24 protein-coding genes are annotated in these 20,032 nt (G+C 55.7%); 3 read left to right on the top strand and 21 right to left on the bottom strand.

Translation table 11 applies throughout. From position 1 onward, the window contains the following. Positions 1 to 5 precede the first annotated feature (5 nt). Positions 6 to 326 carry an HNH endonuclease gene (locus tag Q0O07_RS00210; protein ID WP_295489043.1) on the top strand — a complete coding sequence of 107 codons (321 nt, stop codon included), beginning with the start codon at positions 6 to 8 and terminating at the stop codon, positions 324 to 326. Here the strand turns inward: Q0O07_RS00210 and Q0O07_RS00205 are convergent, their stop codons facing one another. The 4 genes from Q0O07_RS00205 to Q0O07_RS00190 form a co-directional block, all read right to left on the bottom strand. After that, complete coding sequence (locus Q0O07_RS00205; protein WP_295489041.1) at positions 327 to 1,316, bottom strand: TerC family protein; 990 nt, start codon at positions 1,314 to 1,316, stop codon at positions 327 to 329. 73 nt (positions 1,317 to 1,389) lie between these two features. Continuing rightward, the gene (locus Q0O07_RS00200) at positions 1,390 to 1,584 is read right to left on the bottom strand and encodes a YdcH family protein (protein ID WP_295489040.1); all 195 of its coding nucleotides are present in this window, start codon (positions 1,582 to 1,584) and stop codon (positions 1,390 to 1,392) included. Positions 1,585 to 1,819: 235 nt separating this feature from the next. Then, complete coding sequence (gene dapD, locus Q0O07_RS00195; RefSeq protein WP_295489039.1) at positions 1,820 to 2,659, bottom strand: 2,3,4,5-tetrahydropyridine-2,6-dicarboxylate N-succinyltransferase; 840 nt, start codon at positions 2,657 to 2,659, stop codon at positions 1,820 to 1,822. Beyond that, entirely contained in the window at positions 2,656 to 3,330 is a 675-nt protein-coding gene (locus tag Q0O07_RS00190) for a pyrimidine 5'-nucleotidase (protein ID WP_295489038.1), read from the bottom strand. The genes dapD and Q0O07_RS00190 overlap by 4 nt, the downstream gene beginning before the upstream one ends. Positions 3,331 to 3,434: 104 nt before the next feature. Here Q0O07_RS00190 and Q0O07_RS00185 point away from each other — a divergent pair, with 104 nt between their 5' ends. Next, a complete protein-coding gene (locus Q0O07_RS00185; RefSeq protein ID WP_295489037.1) occupies positions 3,435 to 5,837 on the top strand; it encodes a S8 family peptidase in 2,403 nt (800 codons plus the stop codon). Here Q0O07_RS00185 and Q0O07_RS00180 read toward each other — a convergent pair. From Q0O07_RS00180 to Q0O07_RS00135, 10 genes are all read right to left on the bottom strand, one after another. Next, positions 5,834 to 6,190, bottom strand: coding sequence for an iron-sulfur cluster assembly accessory protein (locus Q0O07_RS00180; protein WP_295489035.1), 357 nt, complete (start codon positions 6,188 to 6,190; stop codon positions 5,834 to 5,836). The genes Q0O07_RS00185 and Q0O07_RS00180 overlap by 4 nt on opposite strands. Then, positions 6,187 to 6,642, bottom strand: coding sequence for an SUF system Fe-S cluster assembly protein (locus tag Q0O07_RS00175; RefSeq protein ID WP_295489032.1), 456 nt, complete (start codon positions 6,640 to 6,642; stop codon positions 6,187 to 6,189). The genes Q0O07_RS00180 and Q0O07_RS00175 overlap by 4 nt, the downstream gene beginning before the upstream one ends. Then, positions 6,639 to 7,841 carry an aminotransferase class V-fold PLP-dependent enzyme gene (locus tag Q0O07_RS00170; RefSeq protein ID WP_295489030.1) on the bottom strand — a complete coding sequence of 401 codons (1,203 nt, stop codon included), beginning with the start codon at positions 7,839 to 7,841 and terminating at the stop codon, positions 6,639 to 6,641. Before Q0O07_RS00170 ends, Q0O07_RS00175 begins: the two co-directional genes overlap by 4 nt. 145 nt (positions 7,842 to 7,986) lie before the next feature. Next, entirely contained in the window at positions 7,987 to 8,715 is a 729-nt protein-coding gene (locus Q0O07_RS00165) for a SufD family Fe-S cluster assembly protein (RefSeq protein ID WP_295489029.1), read from the bottom strand. Next, on the bottom strand, positions 8,712 to 8,846 hold the full coding sequence (locus Q0O07_RS00160; protein WP_295489028.1) for a hypothetical protein: 135 nt from the start codon (positions 8,844 to 8,846) through the stop codon (positions 8,712 to 8,714). Before Q0O07_RS00160 ends, Q0O07_RS00165 begins: the two co-directional genes overlap by 4 nt. Then, positions 8,843 to 9,586: a Fe-S cluster assembly ATPase SufC gene (sufC, locus tag Q0O07_RS00155; protein WP_295489026.1), complete on the bottom strand. Its 744-nt coding sequence runs from the start codon at positions 9,584 to 9,586 to the stop codon at positions 8,843 to 8,845. The genes Q0O07_RS00160 and sufC overlap by 4 nt, the downstream gene beginning before the upstream one ends. 52 nt (positions 9,587 to 9,638) lie before the next feature. Beyond that, positions 9,639 to 11,120 (bottom strand): Fe-S cluster assembly protein SufB, encoded by a 1,482-nt coding sequence (gene sufB, locus Q0O07_RS00150; protein WP_295489025.1) that lies wholly within the window; start codon positions 11,118 to 11,120, stop codon positions 9,639 to 9,641. After that, a complete protein-coding gene (locus tag Q0O07_RS00145; protein WP_295489023.1) occupies positions 11,117 to 11,530 on the bottom strand; it encodes an SUF system Fe-S cluster assembly regulator in 414 nt (137 codons plus the stop codon). The genes sufB and Q0O07_RS00145 overlap by 4 nt, the downstream gene beginning before the upstream one ends. 128 nt (positions 11,531 to 11,658) lie before the next feature. Then, positions 11,659 to 13,161: a glycerol-3-phosphate dehydrogenase gene (gene glpD / locus Q0O07_RS00140; protein ID WP_295489022.1), complete on the bottom strand. Its 1,503-nt coding sequence runs from the start codon at positions 13,159 to 13,161 to the stop codon at positions 11,659 to 11,661. Beyond that, the gene (locus tag Q0O07_RS00135) at positions 13,158 to 14,231 is read right to left on the bottom strand and encodes a putative sulfate exporter family transporter (protein ID WP_295489020.1); all 1,074 of its coding nucleotides are present in this window, start codon (positions 14,229 to 14,231) and stop codon (positions 13,158 to 13,160) included. The genes glpD and Q0O07_RS00135 overlap by 4 nt, the downstream gene beginning before the upstream one ends. 95 nt (positions 14,232 to 14,326) lie before the next feature. On the opposite strand from Q0O07_RS00135, the gene Q0O07_RS00130 reads away from it, so the two are divergent. Further along, positions 14,327 to 15,574: an MFS transporter gene (locus Q0O07_RS00130; protein WP_295489018.1), complete on the top strand. Its 1,248-nt coding sequence runs from the start codon at positions 14,327 to 14,329 to the stop codon at positions 15,572 to 15,574. Positions 15,575 to 15,641: 67 nt separating this feature from the next. Here Q0O07_RS00130 and grxD read toward each other — a convergent pair whose 3' ends face one another. The 7 genes from grxD to leuC form a co-directional block, all read right to left on the bottom strand. Then, positions 15,642 to 15,968 (bottom strand): Grx4 family monothiol glutaredoxin, encoded by a 327-nt coding sequence (gene grxD, locus Q0O07_RS00125; RefSeq protein ID WP_295489016.1) that lies wholly within the window; start codon positions 15,966 to 15,968, stop codon positions 15,642 to 15,644. 19 nt (positions 15,969 to 15,987) lie between these two features. Continuing rightward, positions 15,988 to 16,224, bottom strand: a complete 237-nt coding sequence (locus Q0O07_RS00120; RefSeq protein ID WP_295489015.1) for a BolA family transcriptional regulator — start codon at positions 16,222 to 16,224, stop codon at positions 15,988 to 15,990. After that, positions 16,224 to 16,547: a DUF1476 domain-containing protein gene (locus Q0O07_RS00115; protein WP_295489013.1), complete on the bottom strand. Its 324-nt coding sequence runs from the start codon at positions 16,545 to 16,547 to the stop codon at positions 16,224 to 16,226. Before Q0O07_RS00115 ends, Q0O07_RS00120 begins: the two co-directional genes overlap by 1 nt. Positions 16,548 to 16,615: 68 nt before the next feature. Beyond that, positions 16,616 to 17,611, bottom strand: coding sequence for an NADPH:quinone oxidoreductase family protein (locus Q0O07_RS00110; RefSeq protein ID WP_295489011.1), 996 nt, complete (start codon positions 17,609 to 17,611; stop codon positions 16,616 to 16,618). A 9-nt stretch (positions 17,612 to 17,620) separates the two neighbouring features. After that, a complete protein-coding gene (gene leuD / locus Q0O07_RS00105) occupies positions 17,621 to 18,214 on the bottom strand; it encodes a 3-isopropylmalate dehydratase small subunit (protein WP_295489009.1) in 594 nt (197 codons plus the stop codon). A gap of 4 nt (positions 18,215 to 18,218) precedes the next feature. Next, positions 18,219 to 18,425 carry an isopropylmalate isomerase gene (locus tag Q0O07_RS00100; protein WP_295489007.1) on the bottom strand — a complete coding sequence of 69 codons (207 nt, stop codon included), beginning with the start codon at positions 18,423 to 18,425 and terminating at the stop codon, positions 18,219 to 18,221. 112 nt (positions 18,426 to 18,537) lie between these two features. Next, a complete protein-coding gene (gene leuC, locus Q0O07_RS00095; protein ID WP_295489006.1) occupies positions 18,538 to 19,968 on the bottom strand; it encodes a 3-isopropylmalate dehydratase large subunit in 1,431 nt (476 codons plus the stop codon). Positions 19,969 to 20,032: the final 64 nt, after the last annotated feature.

Raw genomic sequence — 20,032 nt, 5'->3', positions numbered from 1 at the left:
CCAATATGGCGCGCAAAATTCGCGATCATTACGAAGCGGACGAAGCGTCAGCAGAGCCGGAATTGAGCTGTTGGCTCTGCGCGCGCCCAATGGGCAATGTGACCGAATGGCATCATCCCGTGCCGAAAAGCCGGGGTGGGAAAGAGCGGCAACCGGTGCACCCGATTTGCCACCGGACCATCCACGCCAATTTCACCAACAGCGATCTCGAAAAACGCTTCGCCACTGTGGACGCTTTATTAGCGCATGACGAAATCGGACGGTTTGTCGACTGGATAGCCAACAAACCGTCCGACTTTAACGCACCAACAAAAGACCGGCGTTAATCAATGCGGCACGTGCGATTGGCTGTCACCTTTGGTTTTCCAGAGGGAAAACAGGATGCCGCCAAGGATAAGCGCGAAGGTCACGCCAAGGCTCAACACTGGCGGGAACTTGTCGCCGGCCATGAGGAAGTCCGACACGAAGATCTTCGACCCGATGAAGACCAAAACCAGCGCCAGTGCGTATTTCAGATAATGGAAACGATGCACCATCGCCGCTAAGGCGAAATACAAAGCGCGCAGGCCCAAAATCGCCATGATGTTCGACGTATAGACAATGAAGGTATCCGTGGTGATTGCAAAGATCGCTGGCACCGAGTCTACGGCAAACACCAAGTCGGCCAAGTTGATGACGACCAGCGCCAAGAATAAGGGCGTGGCCGCACGCACCATCTTGCCCGTCTTCTCGTCAGGCACCTTGACGAAGAACTTCTCGTCATGGAGCTCTTTGGTCACGCGCATATGTGTTGAGATATATTTGACCACCGGGTTCTTGGCGACGTCCATTTCCTGGTCACCGCTGAACAGCATCTTGATGCCCGTTCCGATGAGGAAGGCTGCGAAGATGTAGAGCGTCCAATAATATTCCTGCACAATGGCCGCGCCAGCCGCGATCATGAGGCCGCGCAACACAATGACTGCGATAATGCCCCACAAAAGCGCCCGATATTGATATTTGCGCGGAATCGCGAAGAAGGTGAAAATCAGGCTGATGACGAAGACATTATCGATCGACAGCGCCTTTTCGATGAAAAAGCCCGTATAATATTGCATGCCCATCTCGGCGCCTTTTTGGAACCAGACCCAGATGCCGAACAGCATGGCGATGCTGATATAGAAAGCGGACAGTTTCAGGCTTTCTGCGATGCCCATTTCCTTGTCCTCCTTATGCAGGATGCCAAGGTCAAAGGCTGTCAACGCCACAACAATGCTTAGAAAAGCGAGCCAAAACCAGACTGGTGTCCCCAACCAGTCCATTGTCAAAAATTCCATGAAATATTCCCTGTTTTACAGTATGCGATGCACCACGCGGACGACAATCCGCGCGGTGGCTAAGTTTCAAATATTAGATTTTGTTAAGATGCAATGGCCGCCGCGAAGATGCTTTGGCTTGGCCTTCAAGACGATCCTTGATTGCCAGCTTAAGCCGCTTTAGTTTTTGAACGCGAAAAATATCTGGCCAACGCCGGGTGATTTCGGCGCGCAATTCGCGGTCAATCCTCTGGTGATATTGCATCAATCGAAATGCCGAAAATGTCATAGCTCATCCTCTTTGAACATAGTTTGAGTTCAATCGGATGTTCCGGGCATGGCCAAACGTATTTCGGGGGTATTTGAAGACCGCCTGACCACTGCACCGGAAACATCCGATGCGGCCGACATCACGTTCCTTCCGAAGAAGCGAGCGTCAGAGGGGCCCGGTCCGCCTAGCTGTTATGGAGCGATTCAGTCCGAATTGCAAGATGATTGCGACACAAGACACTCGGCTCGTCGAGTTAATCCCTCAACAGGTCGTTGATGGCTGTCTTTGCGCGGGTCTGCGCATCGACGCGTTTGACAATGACGGCACAGGACAAATTGGGTCCGGGGCTGCCATCAGGCAAGGCTTTTCCGGGGATCGAGCCTGGCACCACGACCGAGTAAGCGGGGACGCGGCCAACAAATATCTCGCCTGTTGTGCGATCAATAATCTTGCTGGTTGAACTGATAAACACGCCCATGGATAGCACGGCGCCTTCTTCGACGATCACGCCTTCGACAACCTCCGACCGCGCACCAATGAAGCAATTGTCTTCGATGATCACTGGCCCGGCCTGAAGTGGTTCCAAAACGCCGCCAATGCCAACGCCACCGGACAAATGCACATTCTTGCCGATTTGGGCGCAACTGCCGACGGTAGCCCATGTGTCGATCATCGTCCCATCATCCACGCGCGCGCCAATGTTGACAAAGCTGGGCATCAGGATGACGTTTTTGCCGATATAGCTGCCATGTCGGGCCACGGCCCCGGGCACGACGCGGAAACCTGCATTGCGGAAACGGTCGGCATCCCAACCGCCGAATTTAGACGGAACCTTGTCATAAGCAGGCGCACCGGACGCCCCGCCATCGACCAAAACATTGTCATTCAGGCGGAACGACAAAAGCACAGCTTTTTTCAAATACTGGTGGACCTGCCAACTGCCCGACAGCTTCTCAGCCACGCGGAACGACCCATCATCTAGGCCAGCCAAGGCCGTCTGCACCGCTTCGCGCACTTCGCCTTGGGTCGCGCTGGAAATGCTGTCGCGTGCGTCCCATGCGGCATCAATGATCTTGGCAAGTTGGTCAGTCATATCGTTCTTTCAATGGCGTGTAGCGAGGAAAGCCATGCGCTTACGTCGGCAATCTCATGATCAATAAATGGTTCTGCACCGCTGCTATCAGCTTCGACGTCGTGATTCACCCAAATAGTTGTCATGCCCAAGGCCTTTGCTGGAGCAAGATTATAGGCCGAGTCCTCGAGAAAAAGTGCACGGGTCGGATCGATATTCAGCTCAGTGCATAGCCTGTCATAACTCGCAGATGCCGGCTTTGGCAGATGCTGCATCCGGTGAATGTCGAATATATCCTCAAACACGCCATCAAGGCCGCGCGCGGTCAGAACCCGTTGGGCGTAAGGCGCATCTGCGTTTGTGAAAATCAATTTGCGCCCTGGTAAAGCTTCGATCTGTCGCCGTAAATCAGCGGCGGGCTGCAACAGGGCCATGTCCACATCATGGACGAAATCAAGATACCCATGCGGGTCGACCGCATGTTCGGTCATCAATCCGCCCAGCGTGGTGCCATATTTTTTCCAATAAGCGTGCCTAATTTGGTGTGCAGCATCAGAATCGATGTTGAAAAACCTTTCAACATATAACGCAATTCGGTCCCTAACTTGCGCCATAATATTCGCCTCTGGCCCGTAAAGGGTAAGGTCTAGATCAAAAATCCAATTGTCGATGTTGTTGAAAGATAAATGCATCCGGCCACCTAGCCAGAAACCCATCTATACTCAACGGTAACCTTAGGTTAAGTTAGCGCCAATGGTGCTTAAGTATCAATTTAATCGCTGAAAGTCGTATCTTTATGCCCGAACCACGCATTAGTCGTAAAATTGCGATCGGTAGCTCCGTCCTTTTTGCACTCGCGCTGTCTGCTTGCGGCGGAGGTGGGGTAGGTTCGACACCCTTGCCGCCTTCCCCCACAGCGGACGTGCCACCTGCGCCGCCAGCAACCCCACGTACGCCGCCTCCAGCGCCGCCTCTGCGGCCGCCTGCGCCAACGACAAGTTTTGTAACATCGGAATATCTCCGCTCGGATGGACCAGATTTTCATCGGGCGATCACGGCCTATCAAGCGGGCGCTAGTGGGCGCGGGGTTACTGTTGGCATCATTGATTCAGGGATTGAGCCAAATAGCCACGAATTTGCGGGCCGAATCCATGCCCAGTCGGGGGATGTCACAGGCGCGGGTCGGCCGCTTGGCGACGATGATGGTCACGGCACAAGCGTTTCGCGCGTTTTGGCTGCCGCTAAGGATGATCGCGATGTCCACGGCATGGCTTTTAACGCGACAATATTGGCGTTGCGCGCCGATCAAGCGGGAAGCTGCGCCCCAACGGCTCAGGGCGTGAACGAAGCGGGGTGTGTGTTCTTCGATTCTGCCATTGCCGCTGGCGTTGATCGCGCCGTAGACAATAAAGCCCGCGTCATTAGTATTTCGCTCGGTGGGGCGAGCGGCGCGAGTAGCACGCTGCGCACCGCGATAGAACGCGCGACATCTGCTGGCGTTATAGTAGTCGTGTCAGCAGGAAATGAGGGGAATGAGTTCGATCCCGCATTTGACCCGAATAGCCCAAGCCCCTTTGCACAATCATTATTGGCCAATGGCAACGGGCTTGTCATCATTGCCACCGCTGTTGATGACAATGGTATCCTAACAAAATTCAGCAACAAGGCGGGGGTTGCACAGAACGCGGTGTTGTCCGCTTTAGGCCAAAGCATCTGCTGCGAATATCGCAACGACACTATTTACCGCTTAGTTACGAATGATGGGACCTCTGTGCGCGTGTTCAATGGCACGTCCTATGCCGCGCCACAGATCGCTGGTGCCGCAGCTTTGCTGGCGCAAGCCTTTCCGAACTTAACCGGCGCACAGATTGTGAACCTGCTGCTGACGTCCGCACGTGATGCGGGAATTCCTGACACCGATGCGATTTACGGACGCGGCATATTGGACATTGGTCGCGCCTTTGCGCCCGCGGGAACAACGTCGCTGGCTGGTACAAATATGGCCGTTATGCTGAACGGAAATGGCGGGACAACCTCAGCGGCCATGGGTGACGCTGCGGTGTCCCCTATGTCCGTAAATGCGGTGGTGCTGGACGGCTATGGCCGTGCATATGACATCAACATTGCCGAAGGGCTAAGCGCGAGCGCGCCACGTCTTCGGCTAATGCCTGTTTTGGTGGATCAGGGACGATCCGTCAGCATGTCGCGCGGAACAACCCAACTCGCCTTTTCAATCAGCGCCAGCAACGCCAGAAGCTTGGGCCTTTCGCCATTACCTCTTTCCAATGGGCAGCAGAACCAAGCGCGTATTTTGGCGGGCCGCGTCAGTGCCGCTATTGCACGCGACACCCGGTTTAGCCTTGGTATCCGCCAAGCGGCCGCAGGCCAAGTTGCGGCATTGCAGGGCAACTCGGGGGCTTCGTTTCTCACCGCGACCGATGCGCAGATTGACGGCGGTTTTGAACGCGCACCGGATCAATCTTTCGCGTTGCGTCATCAACTTGGGCGCTTCGGCGTGACAGGCAGCGTTGAGGCAGGCCAGGCACGTGTGTTCGAACGCGGCGGCGCGACGTTTATGCGTGAGGGTCATAATCGCTATCCTTATTCCTCCGTCGGCGTATCGCTAGATCGGCAGATTGGCCCTGCCAAAGTCGCTGTTGGTGCAAATTGGATGCGCGAAGACCAAACCATTCTGGGTGCTCGCTTCGCTAACTTCATTGGCCAAAATGGTGCGCGCAGCCTGTTTGTTGACGGCCGGGCTGATGTCACATTGATTGGCGCATGGTCGCTTGGCGCAAGCTGGCGGCAGGGATGGACCAACGCCAATGCCGGCGCGTCACTGACCGGCCAGAGCCTGATGCAAAGCAATGCCTTTTCGCTGGACCTGTCGGGCGGCAATGTCCTGACCAGCCATGACCGAATTGCGTTGCGTATAGCCCAACCCTTGCGCGTAACGCGTGGCGGGCTCGCGCTCAATCTGCCTGTGGCGTATGATTATGCAACGCTTGGGACGACATTTGCGGTCCGCCAGATTTCGCTGGCACCAAAGGGGCAGGAGATTGCCAGCGAGCTTGTATGGGGCGTGCCGATTTATGGCGGCCATTTCTCGTCAAATCTGTTCTGGCGGCAGGAACCGGGGCATTTCGAAAACGCACCCGATGATGTTGGCTTTGCGTTTCGTCTGCAGTTTGATTTTTAAACGGTGAAGCTTTCGCCGCAGCCGCAACTTCCCGTCGCATTGGGATTCGTAAACACAAAGCCAGCGGCAAATTCATCCTCGACCCAATCCATGATTGAACCGACGAGATACAGCACGGAGCCGCCATCAATATACAACACGCCTCCGGGGGTTTCGATTTTCTCGTCGAACGCGACGGCCTCAGTCACATAATCGACCGAGTAAGCAAGGCCTGAACAGCCACGGCGCGGGGTGGACAGCTTCACGCCGATGGCGCCTTCGGGTGCCTTGGACATCAGTTCGGCAATGCGCGTTTCGGATGCCGCTGTGAGCATAACTGCCGCAGGGCGAGCGCGTGTTTTCAGTTCGGTCATAACATTCCAAGCTCCAAACGGGCTTCATCAGTCATATTGGCTGGGCTCCATGCGGGCTCCCACACCAAATTCACTTCGGCGTCGCCGATGCCGGGCACCGCGCCCACGCGCAGTTCAACTTCGCCGGGCATCGATTCTGCAACCGGGCAATTCGGCGTCGTCAGTGTCATCGAAACGACAGCATGGCCATCGTTGATCTCGACATTGTAAATCAGGCCAAGGTCGTAAATATTCACCGGAATTTCGGGGTCATATATTTCCTTGAGCGCAGCAATCACCGCCTCATACAAATCACCATCGGGTTCGCTTGGCGCGGGCGCGGCGGGCTTTTGCGCGAGGAAGCCTTCCAGATAATCCTTCTTGCGTTCGGACGTGTCAGTTGCGCTTTCGACCCGCGCCTTTGGCGGCTTCTCTACGCTTTCAACTTCTTGTATGCGGATGTTCTCGTTCATCCAAAAATCCTCTTCACCCGTTCGAGGCCGCGCACCAGAGCCGCGACATCATCTTCATCATTATAAATTCCAAAGCTCGCCCGCGCGGTGGCAGGTACGCCCAAATGGTCCATCAACGGCTGCGCACAATGGTGGCCAGCGCGAATGGCGACATTTTCTTCGTCCAATATTGTCCCGATGTCGTGCGGATGCACGCCCTCCATCGAGAAGGAGACTATCCCTGCTGATTGTTCAGGGCCGTATAAAGTGATCGAATTGATCGCACGCAAGGCATCGCGCGTCTGTGCGGCCAATGCACTTTCATGTGCAAATATAGCGTCGGGGCCAAAGCTATCGATGAAATCAATAGCGGCATGCAGGCCAATTACCTCAATGATCATGGGCGTCCCTGCCTCAAACCGTGAAGGGGCAGGGGCGTAGGTCGTCTTTTCAAACGTCACCCGATCAATCATCGCGCCGCCGCCCTGATAAGGGGGCATCGCATTCAGCGTTTCGGCCTTTGCCCACAATACGCCAAGGCCGGTCGGGCCGTATAATTTGTGCCCCGACATGACATAGAAATCGCAATCCAACGCCGCCATGTCCAGATGCATGCGCGGCGCGGCCTGGCAGCCGTCGAGCAAGAATTTTGCACCAACCGCATGCGCGGCGTTCGCGACCCGGCGGGCGTCAAGCACCGAGCCAAGCACGTTCGACACATGCGCCAACGCGACCATCTTGTGCGCTGGCGTCAAATGCGTCTCTAACCAATCAAGGTCGATTTGGCCGTCCGCAGTCAAGGGACAGACATCGATATGCGCCCCAACCTTCTCGGCGACCATCTGCCATGGCACGATGTTGCTGTGATGCTCCAATTGGCTGAGCATGATACGGTCGCCCGCCGTCAGGTTGGCTGTTCCCCAGCTTTGCGCGACGAGGTTGATGCCCTCGGTCGCACCGCGTACAAACACAATCTCATCGGACGAAGCCGCGCCCATGAAGCGCGCCACACGGGCTCGCGCTGCCTCAAACGCAACGGTCATATTCGCCGACCGTGCATAGACGCCGCGATGGACGGTGGCATAATCCACGCCGCCTGCACGCATCATCGCGTCCAGAACGACCTGCGGCTTTTGCGCTGTCGCGGCGGTGTCCAGATAATGCCAGTTGTTAGCAAGGCCGGGGAATTGGTCGCGGATGGGTGAAGTGGATTTCAGCATACCAAAACACCGTCATGCTGAACTTGTTTCAGCATCCATCGTGTAACCGAGACCGAGGGGATGAGAGGCAAAATAGACCCTGGAACGTAAGTCACCACAGGTGAAACCAGTTCAGGGTGACGACGATTTAGAGGGAATAGTGCACTCACACCAATTCCCCTAATTTCTTAAGCGCCGCCTCGGTTAGCATTTCTTCATCCGCCGCACCTTCAAACACGCCGGCGACAAAGGCTTGCAACATCAACTTCTTTGCATCCGCTGGCGCAATGCCGCGGGCTTGCAAATAGAACAGCCCCATCGGGTCCAACTCACCAATGGCACAACCATGCGCACATTTGACATCGTCGGCGTAGATTTCGAGTTCGGGCTTTGCATTGGCGGTCGCGCTGCGGTCTAGCAACATGGCCTTCACCGACTGCACGCTGTCGGTCAGTTGCGCATCGCGCGCAACGGCGACCTTACCTAAATAGGTTCCAGTTGCGGTTCCCGCGAGGACCGATCGCACGATCTGCGACGATGTTGCTTTGGGTTCGGCGTGGGTGACAGTCGTGACGATCTCGAGATTTTGGGTGCCGCCGCCAATTTGGACTGCGCCCAGTTTGAAATCGGCCTGCTCATGCAAGGTGACGTTCAACTCCACGCGACCATATTCGCCGCCGATGTTAAGGATGTGGATTGCCGCTCTTGCGCCTTTGCCGATGGCGATTTCAAGCTGGTGGATTGCGCCACTGTCCTGAACAATCGTCCGCGCAAAAGCCCCGCCTGCAGGCACGATAATGCTTTCAGGCGCAGGTAAGGGCCATGCTGCCTCGACAGCGGCAATGTCGCTGTAGCGCCATGCTTCATCGTGGCGGGTAGGGAGCAAGGCAGTCACTCCCACACTCCGTCACCCTGAACTTGTTTCAGGGTCCATTTCGCTTCTATACTCTTCGGCTTGATCGGCACGATAGATGCTGAAACAAGTTCAGCATGACGGTGTTGGATAAAGGCAACGGCAAGAATCATGCCGCCAATTCCTTATACCCGTCGCGCTCCAGCTCAAGCGCGAGTTCAGGTCCGCCGCTCCGCGTGATGCGGCCGCCATCAAGCACATGGACGAAGTCGGGCTTCACATAATCAAGAAGCCGCTGATAATGCGTGATCAGCAACACGGCCTTGTCGGGCTTGCGCATGATGCGGTTGATGCCGTCGCCGACGATGCGCAATGCGTCGATGTCGAGGCCGCTGTCGGTTTCATCCAAGATCGCGATCGCGGGGTTGATGATGCCCATTTGCACCATTTCGTTGCGCTTCTTTTCACCGCCGGAAAAGCCGACATTTACCGGGCGCTTGAGCATGTCCATATCCATGCCAAGCGCGCCCGCTTGCTCGCGCGCTACTTTCAGGAATTCTGCGCCGGATAAAGGTGCCTCACCACGGTTCTTGCGCTGCGCATTCAATGCTTCACGTAGAAACTGGACATTTGATACGCCTGGAATTTCGACGGGATATTGGAAGCCCAAAAACAAGCCAGCGGCGGCGCGTTCATGCGGTTCAAGGCCGAGTAGGTCTTGTCCGTTAAAGGTTATCTCACCCTCAGTCACTTCATAGCCAGGTCGGCCGGAGAGCACATAACCGAGCGTTGATTTGCCCGCACCATTCGGCCCCATGATCGCGTGGATTTCACCTGCGTTCAGTGACAGTGTCAGGCCCTTAAGAATAGGCTTGTCGCCAACATTGGCGTGGAGGTTAGTTATTTGTAGCATGTTACTTCTTTTTTCCATCAAAGCTTTATTCGATCATTGCCTGCTGGTTGGCTCATCCAACCGAGCCCTCTAAACTAATCCCCAACAACTTCTGCGCCTCAACCGCAAATTCCATGGGCAGTTGCTGCAACACTTCCTTGGCAAAGCCGTTGACGATCAACGTCACCGCTTCCTCCGCATTCAGGCCGCGGGCCATTGCGTAGAACATCTGGTCGTCGGAAATCTTGCTCGTCGTTGCTTCATGTTCAATCTGCGCGCTGGGGTTGCGCACTTCGATATAGGGCACAGTGTGCGCGCCGCTTAAGGACCCCAGCAGCAGCGAATCGCACTGGGTGAAGTTGCGCACGCCTTCGGCATTGGGTGCGACGCGGACGAGGCCGCGATAGGTGTTATTGCTGTGGCCGGCGCTGATGCCCTTACTGACAATGGTCGAGCGGCTGCCTTTGCCATTGTGGATCATCTTGGTGCCAGTGTCGGCTTGCTGATAATTGTTGGTTACCGCAACCGAGTAAAATTCGCCCACGCTATTCTCACCGTTCAAAACGCAGCTTGGATATTTCCACGTCACTGCGCTGCCGGTTTCGACTTGAGTCCAAGACACCTTGCTATTCTTGCCCTGACACAAAGCGCGCTTGGTCACGAAATTATAGATGCCGCCCTTGCCCTCTGCATCGCCGGGATACCAGTTTTGCACGGTCGAATATTTGATTTCGGCATCGTCGAGCGCAACGAGTTCAACAACAGCGGCATGCAACTGGTTTTCGTCACGCATTGGCGCGGTGCAGCCTTCAAGATAGCTAACATAGCTATCCTTATCGGCGATAATCAACGTGCGTTCGAACTGCCCTGTGTTTTCCGCGTTAATGCGGAAATAGGTGCTAAGCTCCATCGGGCACCGCACGCCTTCGGGAATGTAAACGAAAGTCCCGTCGGAAAAGACCGCGCAATTCAATGTCGCGAAATAATTGTCGTGCATCGGCACAATCTTACCGAGCCATTTTTTCACCAGCTCCGGATATTCCTTAATTGCCTCCGATATGCTGCGGAAGATGACGCCTGCGCGCTCCAATTCGGCGCGAAAAGTGGTGGCGACCGAGACGCTGTCAAAAACGGCGTCTACCGCGACGCGGCGCGCGCCTTCGACGCCGGCCAGCACTTCTTGTTCGGCAATTGGAATACCCAGCTTTTCATAAATGCGCAGGATTTCAGGATCGACCTCATCCAGCGACCCAAGCTTTGGCTTAGCCTTTGGCTCGGCATAATAATAGGCGTCCTGATAATCGATGGGCTGCACGTTGAGCTTGGCCCAATCGGGCGGCGTCATGGTTTTCCAGCTTGCGAACGCCTTTAGGCGCCATTCGAGCATCCATTCGGGCTCATTTTTTTTGGCGGAGATAAAGCGGACGGTATCCTCGGTCAGGCCCTTTGGTGCGAAGTCGGTTTCGATGTCCGATGACCAACCATGCTCATAATCCGCGACACGATCTGCGGCATCCCAAGCTGCCTTATCCTTGATGTCCATGTCTTCGTTCATCGCGTTAATCCCGCCAAATTGATTTGTGCCAACGCACCGCGCACCGCATTATTGACCATTGGCCAGTGCGCTTGGACGTTGCAGCTGCCTTCCTTCACGCAATGCTGTCCCATTGCGTGCTTGTGCGAATCGCAACATGTGGTCAGCGCAATCGGACCTTCGACAGCTTCAATGATATCGGCAATGGTGATTGCGGCGGCGGGACGGGCAAGCGTGATGCCGCCGCCTGTGCCACGGGCCGAGCGCAACAGGCCCGCCTTTGTCAATATACTCACCAGCTTTTGCGCTGTCGGCAGGGCCAACCCAGTTTCGGCGGCAAGATCAGTCGCCGATACGCGCGCAAAACCGCAATGGCGCGAAGCTGCGCTCATGATCACCACTGCATAATCGGCCATATTCGACAAACGCATCTTGCGTCCCCTAATCAGATAAATTTACTCCGATTAGGGGCAGATGGTCCCTTTATGCACGGAAATCAAGCCAGAAAGGACTCTGTAGCGGGGAAATGGCCTAAGTCGCTTTGAGTAGGGATTGGTCCCTAGTGGCGTCGACGGCTAACAACATAATCCTCTAACGTCTGGGCCTCTGCCGTGTTGAAACGCAAACCCAGCTTACTGCGCCGCCATAATATATCCTCGGCGGATTGCGCCCATTCGTGATCGACGAGATAATCCGCCTCAACCGCATATAGGCCATGTCCAAAATCCGTGCCTAAATCGGCAAGTCCGCTGGCGTTTGATAAAAAAGCACGGGTCTTTGTTCCGTAGCTTCGCACCCAACGGTGAACGAGTGCGGCGGGCAAATAGGCATGCGCCTGCTGAATATCCGAAGCGAGGCGATTGGCACCATCAATTGGAAAATCCCCGCCCGGCAAGGACTGACGCAATGTCCAGCTTTCGCCTTTGAGTGCGGCCAAATGCTTCGAAAGCCGCTCGACTGCGCTCTCGGCCAGATGCCGATAGGTGGTTATCTTGCCGCCAAAGACCGAGAGGATCGGTGCCGTTCCGTCCGCATCAACATCCAGTTCGAAATGATATCCGCGCGACGCTGTTTCCGGTTTGCCTGAGCCGTCGTCGACTAATGGCCGGACGCCTGCAAAGCTGTACAGCGCATCGGCAGGCGTGATGGATTGCTTAAAATAAGCCGCAGCTGACGCGCAGATATACGCAATCTCTTCTGCAGTCGCGTGAATGTCATCGAGCGAACCTGTATGATCGGCATCAGTCGTCCCTATGAGGGTGAAGTCGTCCTCATAAGGAATGGCGAAGAATATGCGGCCGTCGGGGTTTTGACAGAAATAGGCTTGCGGCGTGTCGAACATTTTTTGGACCACGATATGCGATCCTCTTACCAAGCGGATTGTGCCACCGGATGGCCGGTCATGCCCTGTCGTCCGTGCCAGCAAGTCCAGCACCGCTGGCCCCGCCGCATTGGCAACCGCGCGCGCCAGCACGGGTTCTTGTCCTGCAACTTCTATATGCCATAATCCATCGCGACGCTCGAGATGCGTAACTTCGCAGCGGGTGCGAATATCTGCTGCATGTTCAGCGGCGTCCATCGCGTTCAACACGACCAAGCGGGCGTCATCGACCCAGCAGTCCGAATATTCAAACGCCTTCACAAATTCGGGCCGAAGCGGCTTTCCTGCTGCCGCTGTTTTCAGATCGACCGTGCGCGTGGCGGGCAGCAGTTTCCGGCCACCAATATGGTCGTACAAAAACAAGCCAAGCCGCACGAGCCACGCTGGACGAATCCCCTTTTGATGCGGCAAAATGAAGCGCAGTGGCCAGATGATATGCGGCGCAATCGCCCACAAACGTTCACGCTCAATCAACGATTCGCGGACCAACGCAAATTCATAATGTTCAAGATAGCGCAGCCCGCCATGAATGAGCTTCGTCGAGGCAGAAGACGTGCCCCGGGCCAAATCCCCACGTTCAAGCAAGATGACTTTCGCGCCCCTGCCAGCGGCGTCACGTGCGATACCCGCGCCGTTAATACCACCGCCAATAACGGCCAAATCATAGATCATCTGGTTCATAAAAACGCCCATGCAAATGCCGCCGCGGTCACAAAGGCGGTAGCGGTCGCCAGCATCACCGGAAGCAGCGCCCGCCACCCTTGCGTAAGCAGCAGATCAAGCCGTGACCGCATCGCCGTAGCTGTGACTGCAAACAATAACATCGCCTTGGAAGCCATCAAGCCATATTCCGCCACCCAGTCGGGCGCGTCCATAATGGAATTTACGGCAACAGCAACAAAGAAGGCGATGATGAACCAAGGCAATTTGAGTTTGGAAACCAAGCTTCTGGGGCGTCCATCGCTTGACCCAATAGCAAGCCCGACAAGCGCCACGGCAGGTGCGAGGAGCGCGACGCGAGACAGTTTTACAATTGTCGCAGTCTCGCCCGCCGATTGGGAGAAGCTATAGCCGCCACCCAGAGATTGCGCGACATCATGCACCGCAGCACCCATCAAGAAGCCAGCTTGCCTGTCGGTGAAATTGAGCTGCGCGGCAATCAGCGGATAGAATGACATGGCGACCGCGCTTGCCAAGGTCACGCCAACGAGAATGAGCGTAAACTGCGACTGGTTAAGGCGCTCACGCCCAATGACCGCGTAAATCGCCAAAGCTGCGGACGCACCGCAAATGGCGGTCGCGCCGCCGGCTAGCCAGCCTGCATAGCGGCTTTGCCCGCCCAACCGCGCGCCTAAAAGTCCAGCCCCCATGACCAAAGACATAATGCCAATCAGCCCCAAAAATGCGAGCGCACCAAGTCCGCCAATTTGCAGCGCGGTAACTTGTGTGCCCAACAGTACGATGCCCCAGCGCAAGCAGGACGTGCCGCAGAAATCAAGCCCAGGATGCACCTTTTGTTCTGCCGACACAAAATTGAGTGCAAGGCCAAGCAATAAACCCGCCAGCATGACAGGCATGCCATAATGTTCGGAAAACCAAGTTGCGGCGATTGAGGCAATGCCGACGACCGCAAGTCCCGGAAACAGAGCGCTGATCAACAACCTTTTGGCGCGCGCAGGATTATCCTCTGCGAGGTAGGTTTCGCCGTAGAGGTCAGCGATGTAATTCGCGTTTATGTCTTGCGGTGTCATATGCCCTTCTATAGGCAAGTCCGCGAGTAGTTCCAGCATAAAGCGCGATGCGCAATCGACCGAGCGGAGACAATGATGCAGTGTGGTGAAGCGACATGAAGCGAATCACGCCGACGCTGCGCTGGACATTGTTTGGGCTGTTGTGTGTTGCCGGCATTTTCAATGCCATAGACCGGCCAGTCATCGCGATTCTGAAGCCTGACATTTCGGCTGACCTCGGTTGGAGCGATACCGATTTTGCCAATCTCGCCTTTGTAACGCAGGTTGCAGCAGCGCTGTCTTTCTTGTTCACCGGGTGGCTCGTTGATAGAATTGGCGTGCTGCGTTCAATGATAGCTGGCGTTACCACGTGGAGCCTTGCGGCGATGGCGCATGGCTGGGCCATAGCTGGCTGGCAAGTTGTGGCTGCCCGCATCGGCCTTGGCGCGACGGAGGCTGTGCAGACGCCGCTGACCATTAAGACCGTCGCCACGCTTTTTCCTCCGGACAAGCGCTCGTTCGCTTTTGGTGTGGGCACAGCGATTGCCGGGATTGGCACAATCACCATGCCGTTTTTCATCCCCGTGATCGCCGCTATTTGGGGATGGCGCGGCGCGCTTATCTTTGGCGGGGTTGGCGGTTTTATAACGCTGGCGCTGTGGCTGTGGTTAGCGCGTGGGGTGAAGTTTGATGATAAGGCCGAAGACGTCCATCGGGATTTTGCCGATGATGGTGCGCCTTATGGTCCCATATTGATGGAACGGCGTACGTGGGCAATCGTGATTGCCAAAATGTTGTCCGACGCGACTTGGTGGCTCATCAATTTCTGGCTGCCGGATTTTTATCGCAAGGAATTTGGCCTGACCACAGGCGAGCTGGCGATTCCGCTGGCGATAGCCTTTTTCGGGTCGGGGGCAGGCGCACTGTTCGCAGGCTGGTTATCAACACGGCTTTTGGAAGCGGGATGGAGCGTCAACCGCGTGCGCAAGACGATCATGTTTGGGTCGGCTGCCATTGTGGTGCCATTGCCCTTCGTTCTCACGTTGGATTCATTCTGGCCCGTGGCGATTATGATGGGCGTGGTGATGGCGGGGCATCAGGGCTTTTCGTTGTCGATATTCTCGATCATCACCGACGTCGTACCGCGCGGCAAGGTTGGGCGCGTTACCGCTTTTGGCGCATTCATGGGCAACATGGGCGGCGCCTTGATCCAGCTGGTGACAGGTACCGCTTTGGCGGCGGGGTTGGGTTTCACGCCCCTGTTTATCTTTGCTGCAGCGTCTTATTTACTGGCTTTGGGCTGGCTGCATTGGCTGTTGCCGCATATCCAGCGCGTCGAGAAAGCCGGAACAATCGCCGCATGATGGCCAGACAAGAAACCTTCATGCGACGCGTCAGCGCGTCACATGAAGTTCTAATGCATCCTACCGCTTATGCTGGCTTTGCAAGGCCCTCGGTTTGCACGAGCTCCTGTAGTTCGCCCGCGTCGTACATTTCCATCATGATATCGGAACCGCCCAGAAATTCGCCCTTAACATAAAGCTGCGGGATTGTTGGCCAATCGCTATAATCTTTAATAGCAGCACGGATTTCCATGTCTTGCAGCACATCGACGCTTTCATAAGCGACGTTGAGATGGTCAAGAATGGCTATCGCCTTGCTCGAAAAACCGCATTGCGGAAACAGGGGGCTGCCCTTCATAAACAGAACAACATTATTACCTTTGACGATCTCTTCGATCCGTTCGTGAACGCTCATGTATAATACTCCAAAAATTCTAATTATGAGGAATGGCTGTCGTGAGCTGCAAGGCATGCAAAACGCCGCCCATCCGTCCGCCCAGCGCGTCGTAAACCGCCTTATGCTGTTTTACGCGGGGTAGCCCGCGAAAGCTTTCGCTCACTACACGCGCGGCATAATGGTTGCCGTCACCGGCAAGGTCGGTAATCTCCACCAAGGCATCGGGCAAAGCGGCCTTGATCATGCCTTCAATTTCGTCTGCCTGCATTGCCATTAGGCTGGCTCGATAAACTGGCGACGCGCTTCGACCATTTTGTCCTCAAGCGCGCCACGAATCATGGCATCGTCAATTTCAACACCTGCCGACGTCAAATCACCTAGCAGCTTGCGCACAACATCTTCGTCGCCAGCTTCTTCAAAGTCCGCTTGCACGACGGAAGTGGCGTAAGCTGCGGTCTCTTCTGGCGTAAGACCCATTTTTTCGGCGGCCCAGTGCCCAAGCAGCTTGTTCCGGCGGGCGGTTATCTTGAACTGCGTTTCTGCGTCATGCGCAAACTTGTTTTCAAAAGCGGTCTCGCGGTTGTCGAAACTTGTCATGTTGCAGTTCCTATCTGTTGTCTGCCCAAGATAATGGCTTTGCGTACAATCAACAAGGCTGATGCACGTCAAATGTGCACCACCAGCTTCCCGACAGCCGCGCGGTCACCAAGCCGGGCAATCGCGGTCCCAGCATCGGCCAGTGCGAACGTCTCCGAAATACGTGGCTTGATTTTGCCCGCGGCATAAAGATCGAACAATTCCGAGACGTTGGCGTGGTTCTTATGTGGCGTACGCGCGGCAAAGGCGCCCCAGAAGACGCCGCAAACGTCGCAGCTTTTCAGCAATGTCAAGTTTAACGGCAGCTTGGCGATGCCCGCGGGGAAGCCAACGACCAGAAACTTGCCTTCCCATGCAATGGCGCGCACCGCAGGCTCGCTATAATCTCCGCCGACTGTGTCATAAATGATGTTGAAGCCATCGCGGCCAGCGGCGGCCTTGAACATTTCGGCCACGGCCTTGGATTGATCCTTATCGAAGGGCTGATGGGGGTAAACCACAACTTCATCGGCGCCGGCCTCTCTTGCTATTTTGGCTTTGGCTTCGCTCGAAACACCAGCGACCACGCGGCCACCATAAGCTTTGGCCAGCTCAATCGCCGAAATGCCAATGCCGCCAGCCCCACCGAGGACCAAGACATTGTCGCCAGCCTTCATATGACCGCGATCTTTCAGCGCATGAATCGATGTGCCATATGTCATCAGCAACGACGCACCATCGTCAAAAGACATGGCGTCGGGCATTTTGAAGCAGTTGAACGCCGCAACCGCGACCTTTTCAGTCAGCCCGCCATTGCCGCACAGCCCTATCACGCGGTCGCCAATGGCAAATCCGCTAACGCCTTCGCCAATGGCTTCGACGATACCAGCGATTTCGCCGCCGGGGGCAAAGGGGCGCTCGGGTTTAAACTGATACAGGTCGACAATCATCAACGTGTCAGGAAAGTTGATCGAGCATGCTTTTACCGCAACAACGACTTGGCCAGGACCAGCGACTGGTTCAGGCAGTTCGCCCGTAACGAGCGTTTCGGGGCCGCCGCTGGCGGTTGATAATAAGGCGCGCATGTCTCTCTCCTAGGCTTGGTTGGGCGACAGCCAGGACTGGCTTGCCGAAATCTTGTTTTCATAGGCCGAAATGGCGTCGCTGCTTTTGAGCGTGAGGCCGATTTCATCGACGCCGTTGATCAGGCAATGTTTGCGAAAGGGGTCGATTTCAAATGCAAAGCGGTCCTGAAACGGCGTGGTGACTGTCTGCGTTTCCAGATCGATATGGATCTCATCGGTCTTCGCCACGTCCATCAGGCGGTCTATGGCTTCTTGCGGCAGGACGATAGCTAATAGACCATTTTTGAAGGCGTTGCCGGAAAATATGTCGGAGAAACTTGGCGCTATAACAGCCGAAATACCCAAATCGGCCATAGCCCAAGCGGCATGTTCGCGGCTTGACCCGCACCCAAAATTGTCGCCAGCGATTAATATTGGCGCGCCTGCATATGCCGGATCATCAAATACATTGCCCGCCACGCCGCGCAGTGTTTGAAACGCGCCTTTGCCAAGCCCGGACCGGCTTATGGTTTTGAGCCACGCGGCCGGAATGATAATGTCGGTGTCGACATTTTTCAGCCCAAGCGGATAGGCCTTGCCCTTAACGCTGCTGATAGGCTGCATAGGTTTAGTCCGTTCCCGTTTTGGGTTGATTTTGACGGATTGGCTCGACTTCGGGCTCCGGGGATATAGGTTCAAGCTTGCCCTTTTTCTGGGTCAGGCTGCGCCGTCCGGCATATAATAATGCAGCCACCAACGCAGCTGACCCTACGGCTGCACCAACTTTTGCTGTGGTCGACCATTTGGCGTCGCCATCGGATTTTTTATCGGTCATATGTCTCTTCCTTGATGGACTAAACCTTAGCTTTGGCTTCTGTGACTAGTAAAGAGAATAGCTTATCTTTGCGCAAGGTTGAACGCGCAACGGCAAATCGTGCTATTATATGTTAGTCCATAAATGCGCGCACATCGGTAAGCCTTCCAGTGATGGCTGCAGCTGCGGCCATAGCCGGGCTGACCAAATGCGTGCGGGCGCCGGGGCCTTGCCGTCCCACAAAATTGCGGTTGCTGGTGGATGCGCAACGCTCTCCGGCAGGTACCTTGTCGGGATTCATCCCCAAGCAGGCTGAACAACCCGGTTCGCGCCATTCAAGACCGGCATCGATGAATATGCGGTCAAGACCTTCCGCCTCAGCCTGCTGCTTCACTAGGCCGCTGCCGGGAACGACAATTGCCCATTTGACATTATCCGCCTTTTTGCGGCCTTTCAGCACGGCTGCAGCAGCGCGCAGATCTTCAATCCGGCTATTGGTGCAACTACCGATGAAGATATTTTCCACCGATATGTCGGTCATCGGCATGCCGGGGGTAAGTCCCATATAGTCCAGTGATTTTTGGGCCGCGGCTTGCTTCGATGGATCGGCAAAGGTCGACGGATCGGGAACGACGCCTGTAATCGGCAACACATCCTCTGGGCTCGTGCCCCAAGTGACGCTTGGCGCGATGTCGGCGGCGCTGATGGTGACGACCTTGTCATAGACTGCGTCTATATCGGTTGCGAGTGAACGCCAATAAGCGACAGCTGCGTCCCAATCGCCGCCCTTGGGGGCCATCGGGCGACCCTTCAGATAGGCATAAGTCACATCGTCAGGCGCGACCAAGCCAGCGCGCGCGCCATGTTCGATTGCCATGTTGGAAATGGTCAAGCGGCCCTCAATGCTGAGTGCGCGAATGACGGCGCCTGTATATTCGATGACATGGCCCGTCCCACCAGACGCGCCCAGCACGCCGGTGATATGCAGCACAACGTCTTTGGCCGAAACGCCAGGGCCAAGTTCGCCCTCAACGCGGACTTCCATCGACTTGGACCGGCTAAGTTGAAGTGTTTGTGTCGCCAAAACATGTTCGACCTCTGACGTGCCAATGCCAAAGGCCAATGCGCCCAGTCCGCCATGACAGGCGGTATGGCTATCCCCGCAGACAATTGTCGTTCCGGGCAAGGAAAAACCTTGTTCCGGACCGACGACGTGGACTATGCCCTGCTTCACGTCGGTGGCGTCAATATACGAGATACCGAACTCCGGCGCGTTACGTTCCAGTGCTTCCAATTGCTGCGCGCTTTCGGGGTCAGCAATCGGGATATTGTTGCCGTTGGCGTCTAAACGCGCCGTAGTTGGAAGATTATGATCCGGCACGGCCAAAGTCAGGTCTGGCCGCCGCACCTGGCGTCCGGCGACGCGAAGGCCTTCAAAGGCTTGCGGGCTGGTAACTTCGTGGACAAGATGACGGTCGATAAAGATCAGGCACGTTCCATCGTCGCGTTGCTCCACGACATGAGCGTTCCAGATTTTTTCGTACAATGTTTGCGGTGCTGACATAATAAAAATGCCATAGAAGCGATTGCAGCTAAATCAAGTGAGGCAACGCTGGTTGCACTTCAAA

Origin of the sequence: Sphingorhabdus sp. EL138 (assembly GCF_945890115.1) — a bacterium.
GTDB lineage: Bacteria > Pseudomonadota > Alphaproteobacteria > Sphingomonadales > Sphingomonadaceae > Sphingorhabdus_B.
The sequence above is the reverse complement of the archived record's forward strand: the minus strand, read 5'-3'. Positions and strand labels throughout refer to the sequence as shown.

Excerpts from the sequence above, each read along its gene's own strand:
- Q0O07_RS00145 (WP_295489023.1), bottom strand. The coding sequence starts at position 11,530 with ATGCGTTTGTCGAATATGGCCGATTATGCAGTGGTGATCATGAGCGCA.
- Q0O07_RS00185 (WP_295489037.1), top strand. The coding sequence starts at position 3,435 with ATGCCCGAACCACGCATTAGTCGTAAAATTGCGATCGGTAGCTCCGTC.
- Q0O07_RS00170 (WP_295489030.1), bottom strand. The coding sequence starts at position 7,841 with ATGCTGAAATCCACTTCACCCATCCGCGACCAATTCCCCGGCCTTGCT.
- sufC (WP_295489026.1), bottom strand. The coding sequence starts at position 9,586 with ATGCTACAAATAACTAACCTCCACGCCAATGTTGGCGACAAGCCTATT.
- Q0O07_RS00120 (WP_295489015.1), bottom strand. The coding sequence starts at position 16,224 with ATGGCAATGCAGGCAGACGAAATTGAAGGCATGATCAAGGCCGCTTTG.
- grxD (WP_295489016.1), bottom strand. The coding sequence starts at position 15,968 with ATGAGCGTTCACGAACGGATCGAAGAGATCGTCAAAGGTAATAATGTT.
- Q0O07_RS00130 (WP_295489018.1), top strand. The coding sequence starts at position 14,327 with ATGAAGCGAATCACGCCGACGCTGCGCTGGACATTGTTTGGGCTGTTG.
- Q0O07_RS00135 (WP_295489020.1), bottom strand. The coding sequence starts at position 14,231 with ATGACACCGCAAGACATAAACGCGAATTACATCGCTGACCTCTACGGC.
- Q0O07_RS00200 (WP_295489040.1), bottom strand. The coding sequence starts at position 1,584 with ATGACATTTTCGGCATTTCGATTGATGCAATATCACCAGAGGATTGAC.
- Q0O07_RS00100 (WP_295489007.1), bottom strand. The coding sequence starts at position 18,425 with ATGACCGATAAAAAATCCGATGGCGACGCCAAATGGTCGACCACAGCA.
- Q0O07_RS00210 (WP_295489043.1), top strand. The coding sequence starts at position 6 with ATGGCGCGCAAAATTCGCGATCATTACGAAGCGGACGAAGCGTCAGCA.
- Q0O07_RS00160 (WP_295489028.1), bottom strand. The coding sequence starts at position 8,846 with ATGATTCTTGCCGTTGCCTTTATCCAACACCGTCATGCTGAACTTGTT.
- dapD (WP_295489039.1), bottom strand. The coding sequence starts at position 2,659 with ATGACTGACCAACTTGCCAAGATCATTGATGCCGCATGGGACGCACGC.
- Q0O07_RS00110 (WP_295489011.1), bottom strand. The coding sequence starts at position 17,611 with ATGCGCGCCTTATTATCAACCGCCAGCGGCGGCCCCGAAACGCTCGTT.
- sufB (WP_295489025.1), bottom strand. The coding sequence starts at position 11,120 with ATGAACGAAGACATGGACATCAAGGATAAGGCAGCTTGGGATGCCGCA.
- Q0O07_RS00115 (WP_295489013.1), bottom strand. The coding sequence starts at position 16,547 with ATGACAAGTTTCGACAACCGCGAGACCGCTTTTGAAAACAAGTTTGCG.
- Q0O07_RS00175 (WP_295489032.1), bottom strand. The coding sequence starts at position 6,642 with ATGAACGAGAACATCCGCATACAAGAAGTTGAAAGCGTAGAGAAGCCG.
- leuD (WP_295489009.1), bottom strand. The coding sequence starts at position 18,214 with ATGCAGCCTATCAGCAGCGTTAAGGGCAAGGCCTATCCGCTTGGGCTG.
- Q0O07_RS00205 (WP_295489041.1), bottom strand. The coding sequence starts at position 1,316 with ATGGAATTTTTGACAATGGACTGGTTGGGGACACCAGTCTGGTTTTGG.
- Q0O07_RS00180 (WP_295489035.1), bottom strand. The coding sequence starts at position 6,190 with ATGACCGAACTGAAAACACGCGCTCGCCCTGCGGCAGTTATGCTCACA.
- leuC (WP_295489006.1), bottom strand. The coding sequence starts at position 19,968 with ATGTCAGCACCGCAAACATTGTACGAAAAAATCTGGAACGCTCATGTC.
- glpD (WP_295489022.1), bottom strand. The coding sequence starts at position 13,161 with ATGAACCAGATGATCTATGATTTGGCCGTTATTGGCGGTGGTATTAAC.
- Q0O07_RS00190 (WP_295489038.1), bottom strand. The coding sequence starts at position 3,330 with ATGCATTTATCTTTCAACAACATCGACAATTGGATTTTTGATCTAGAC.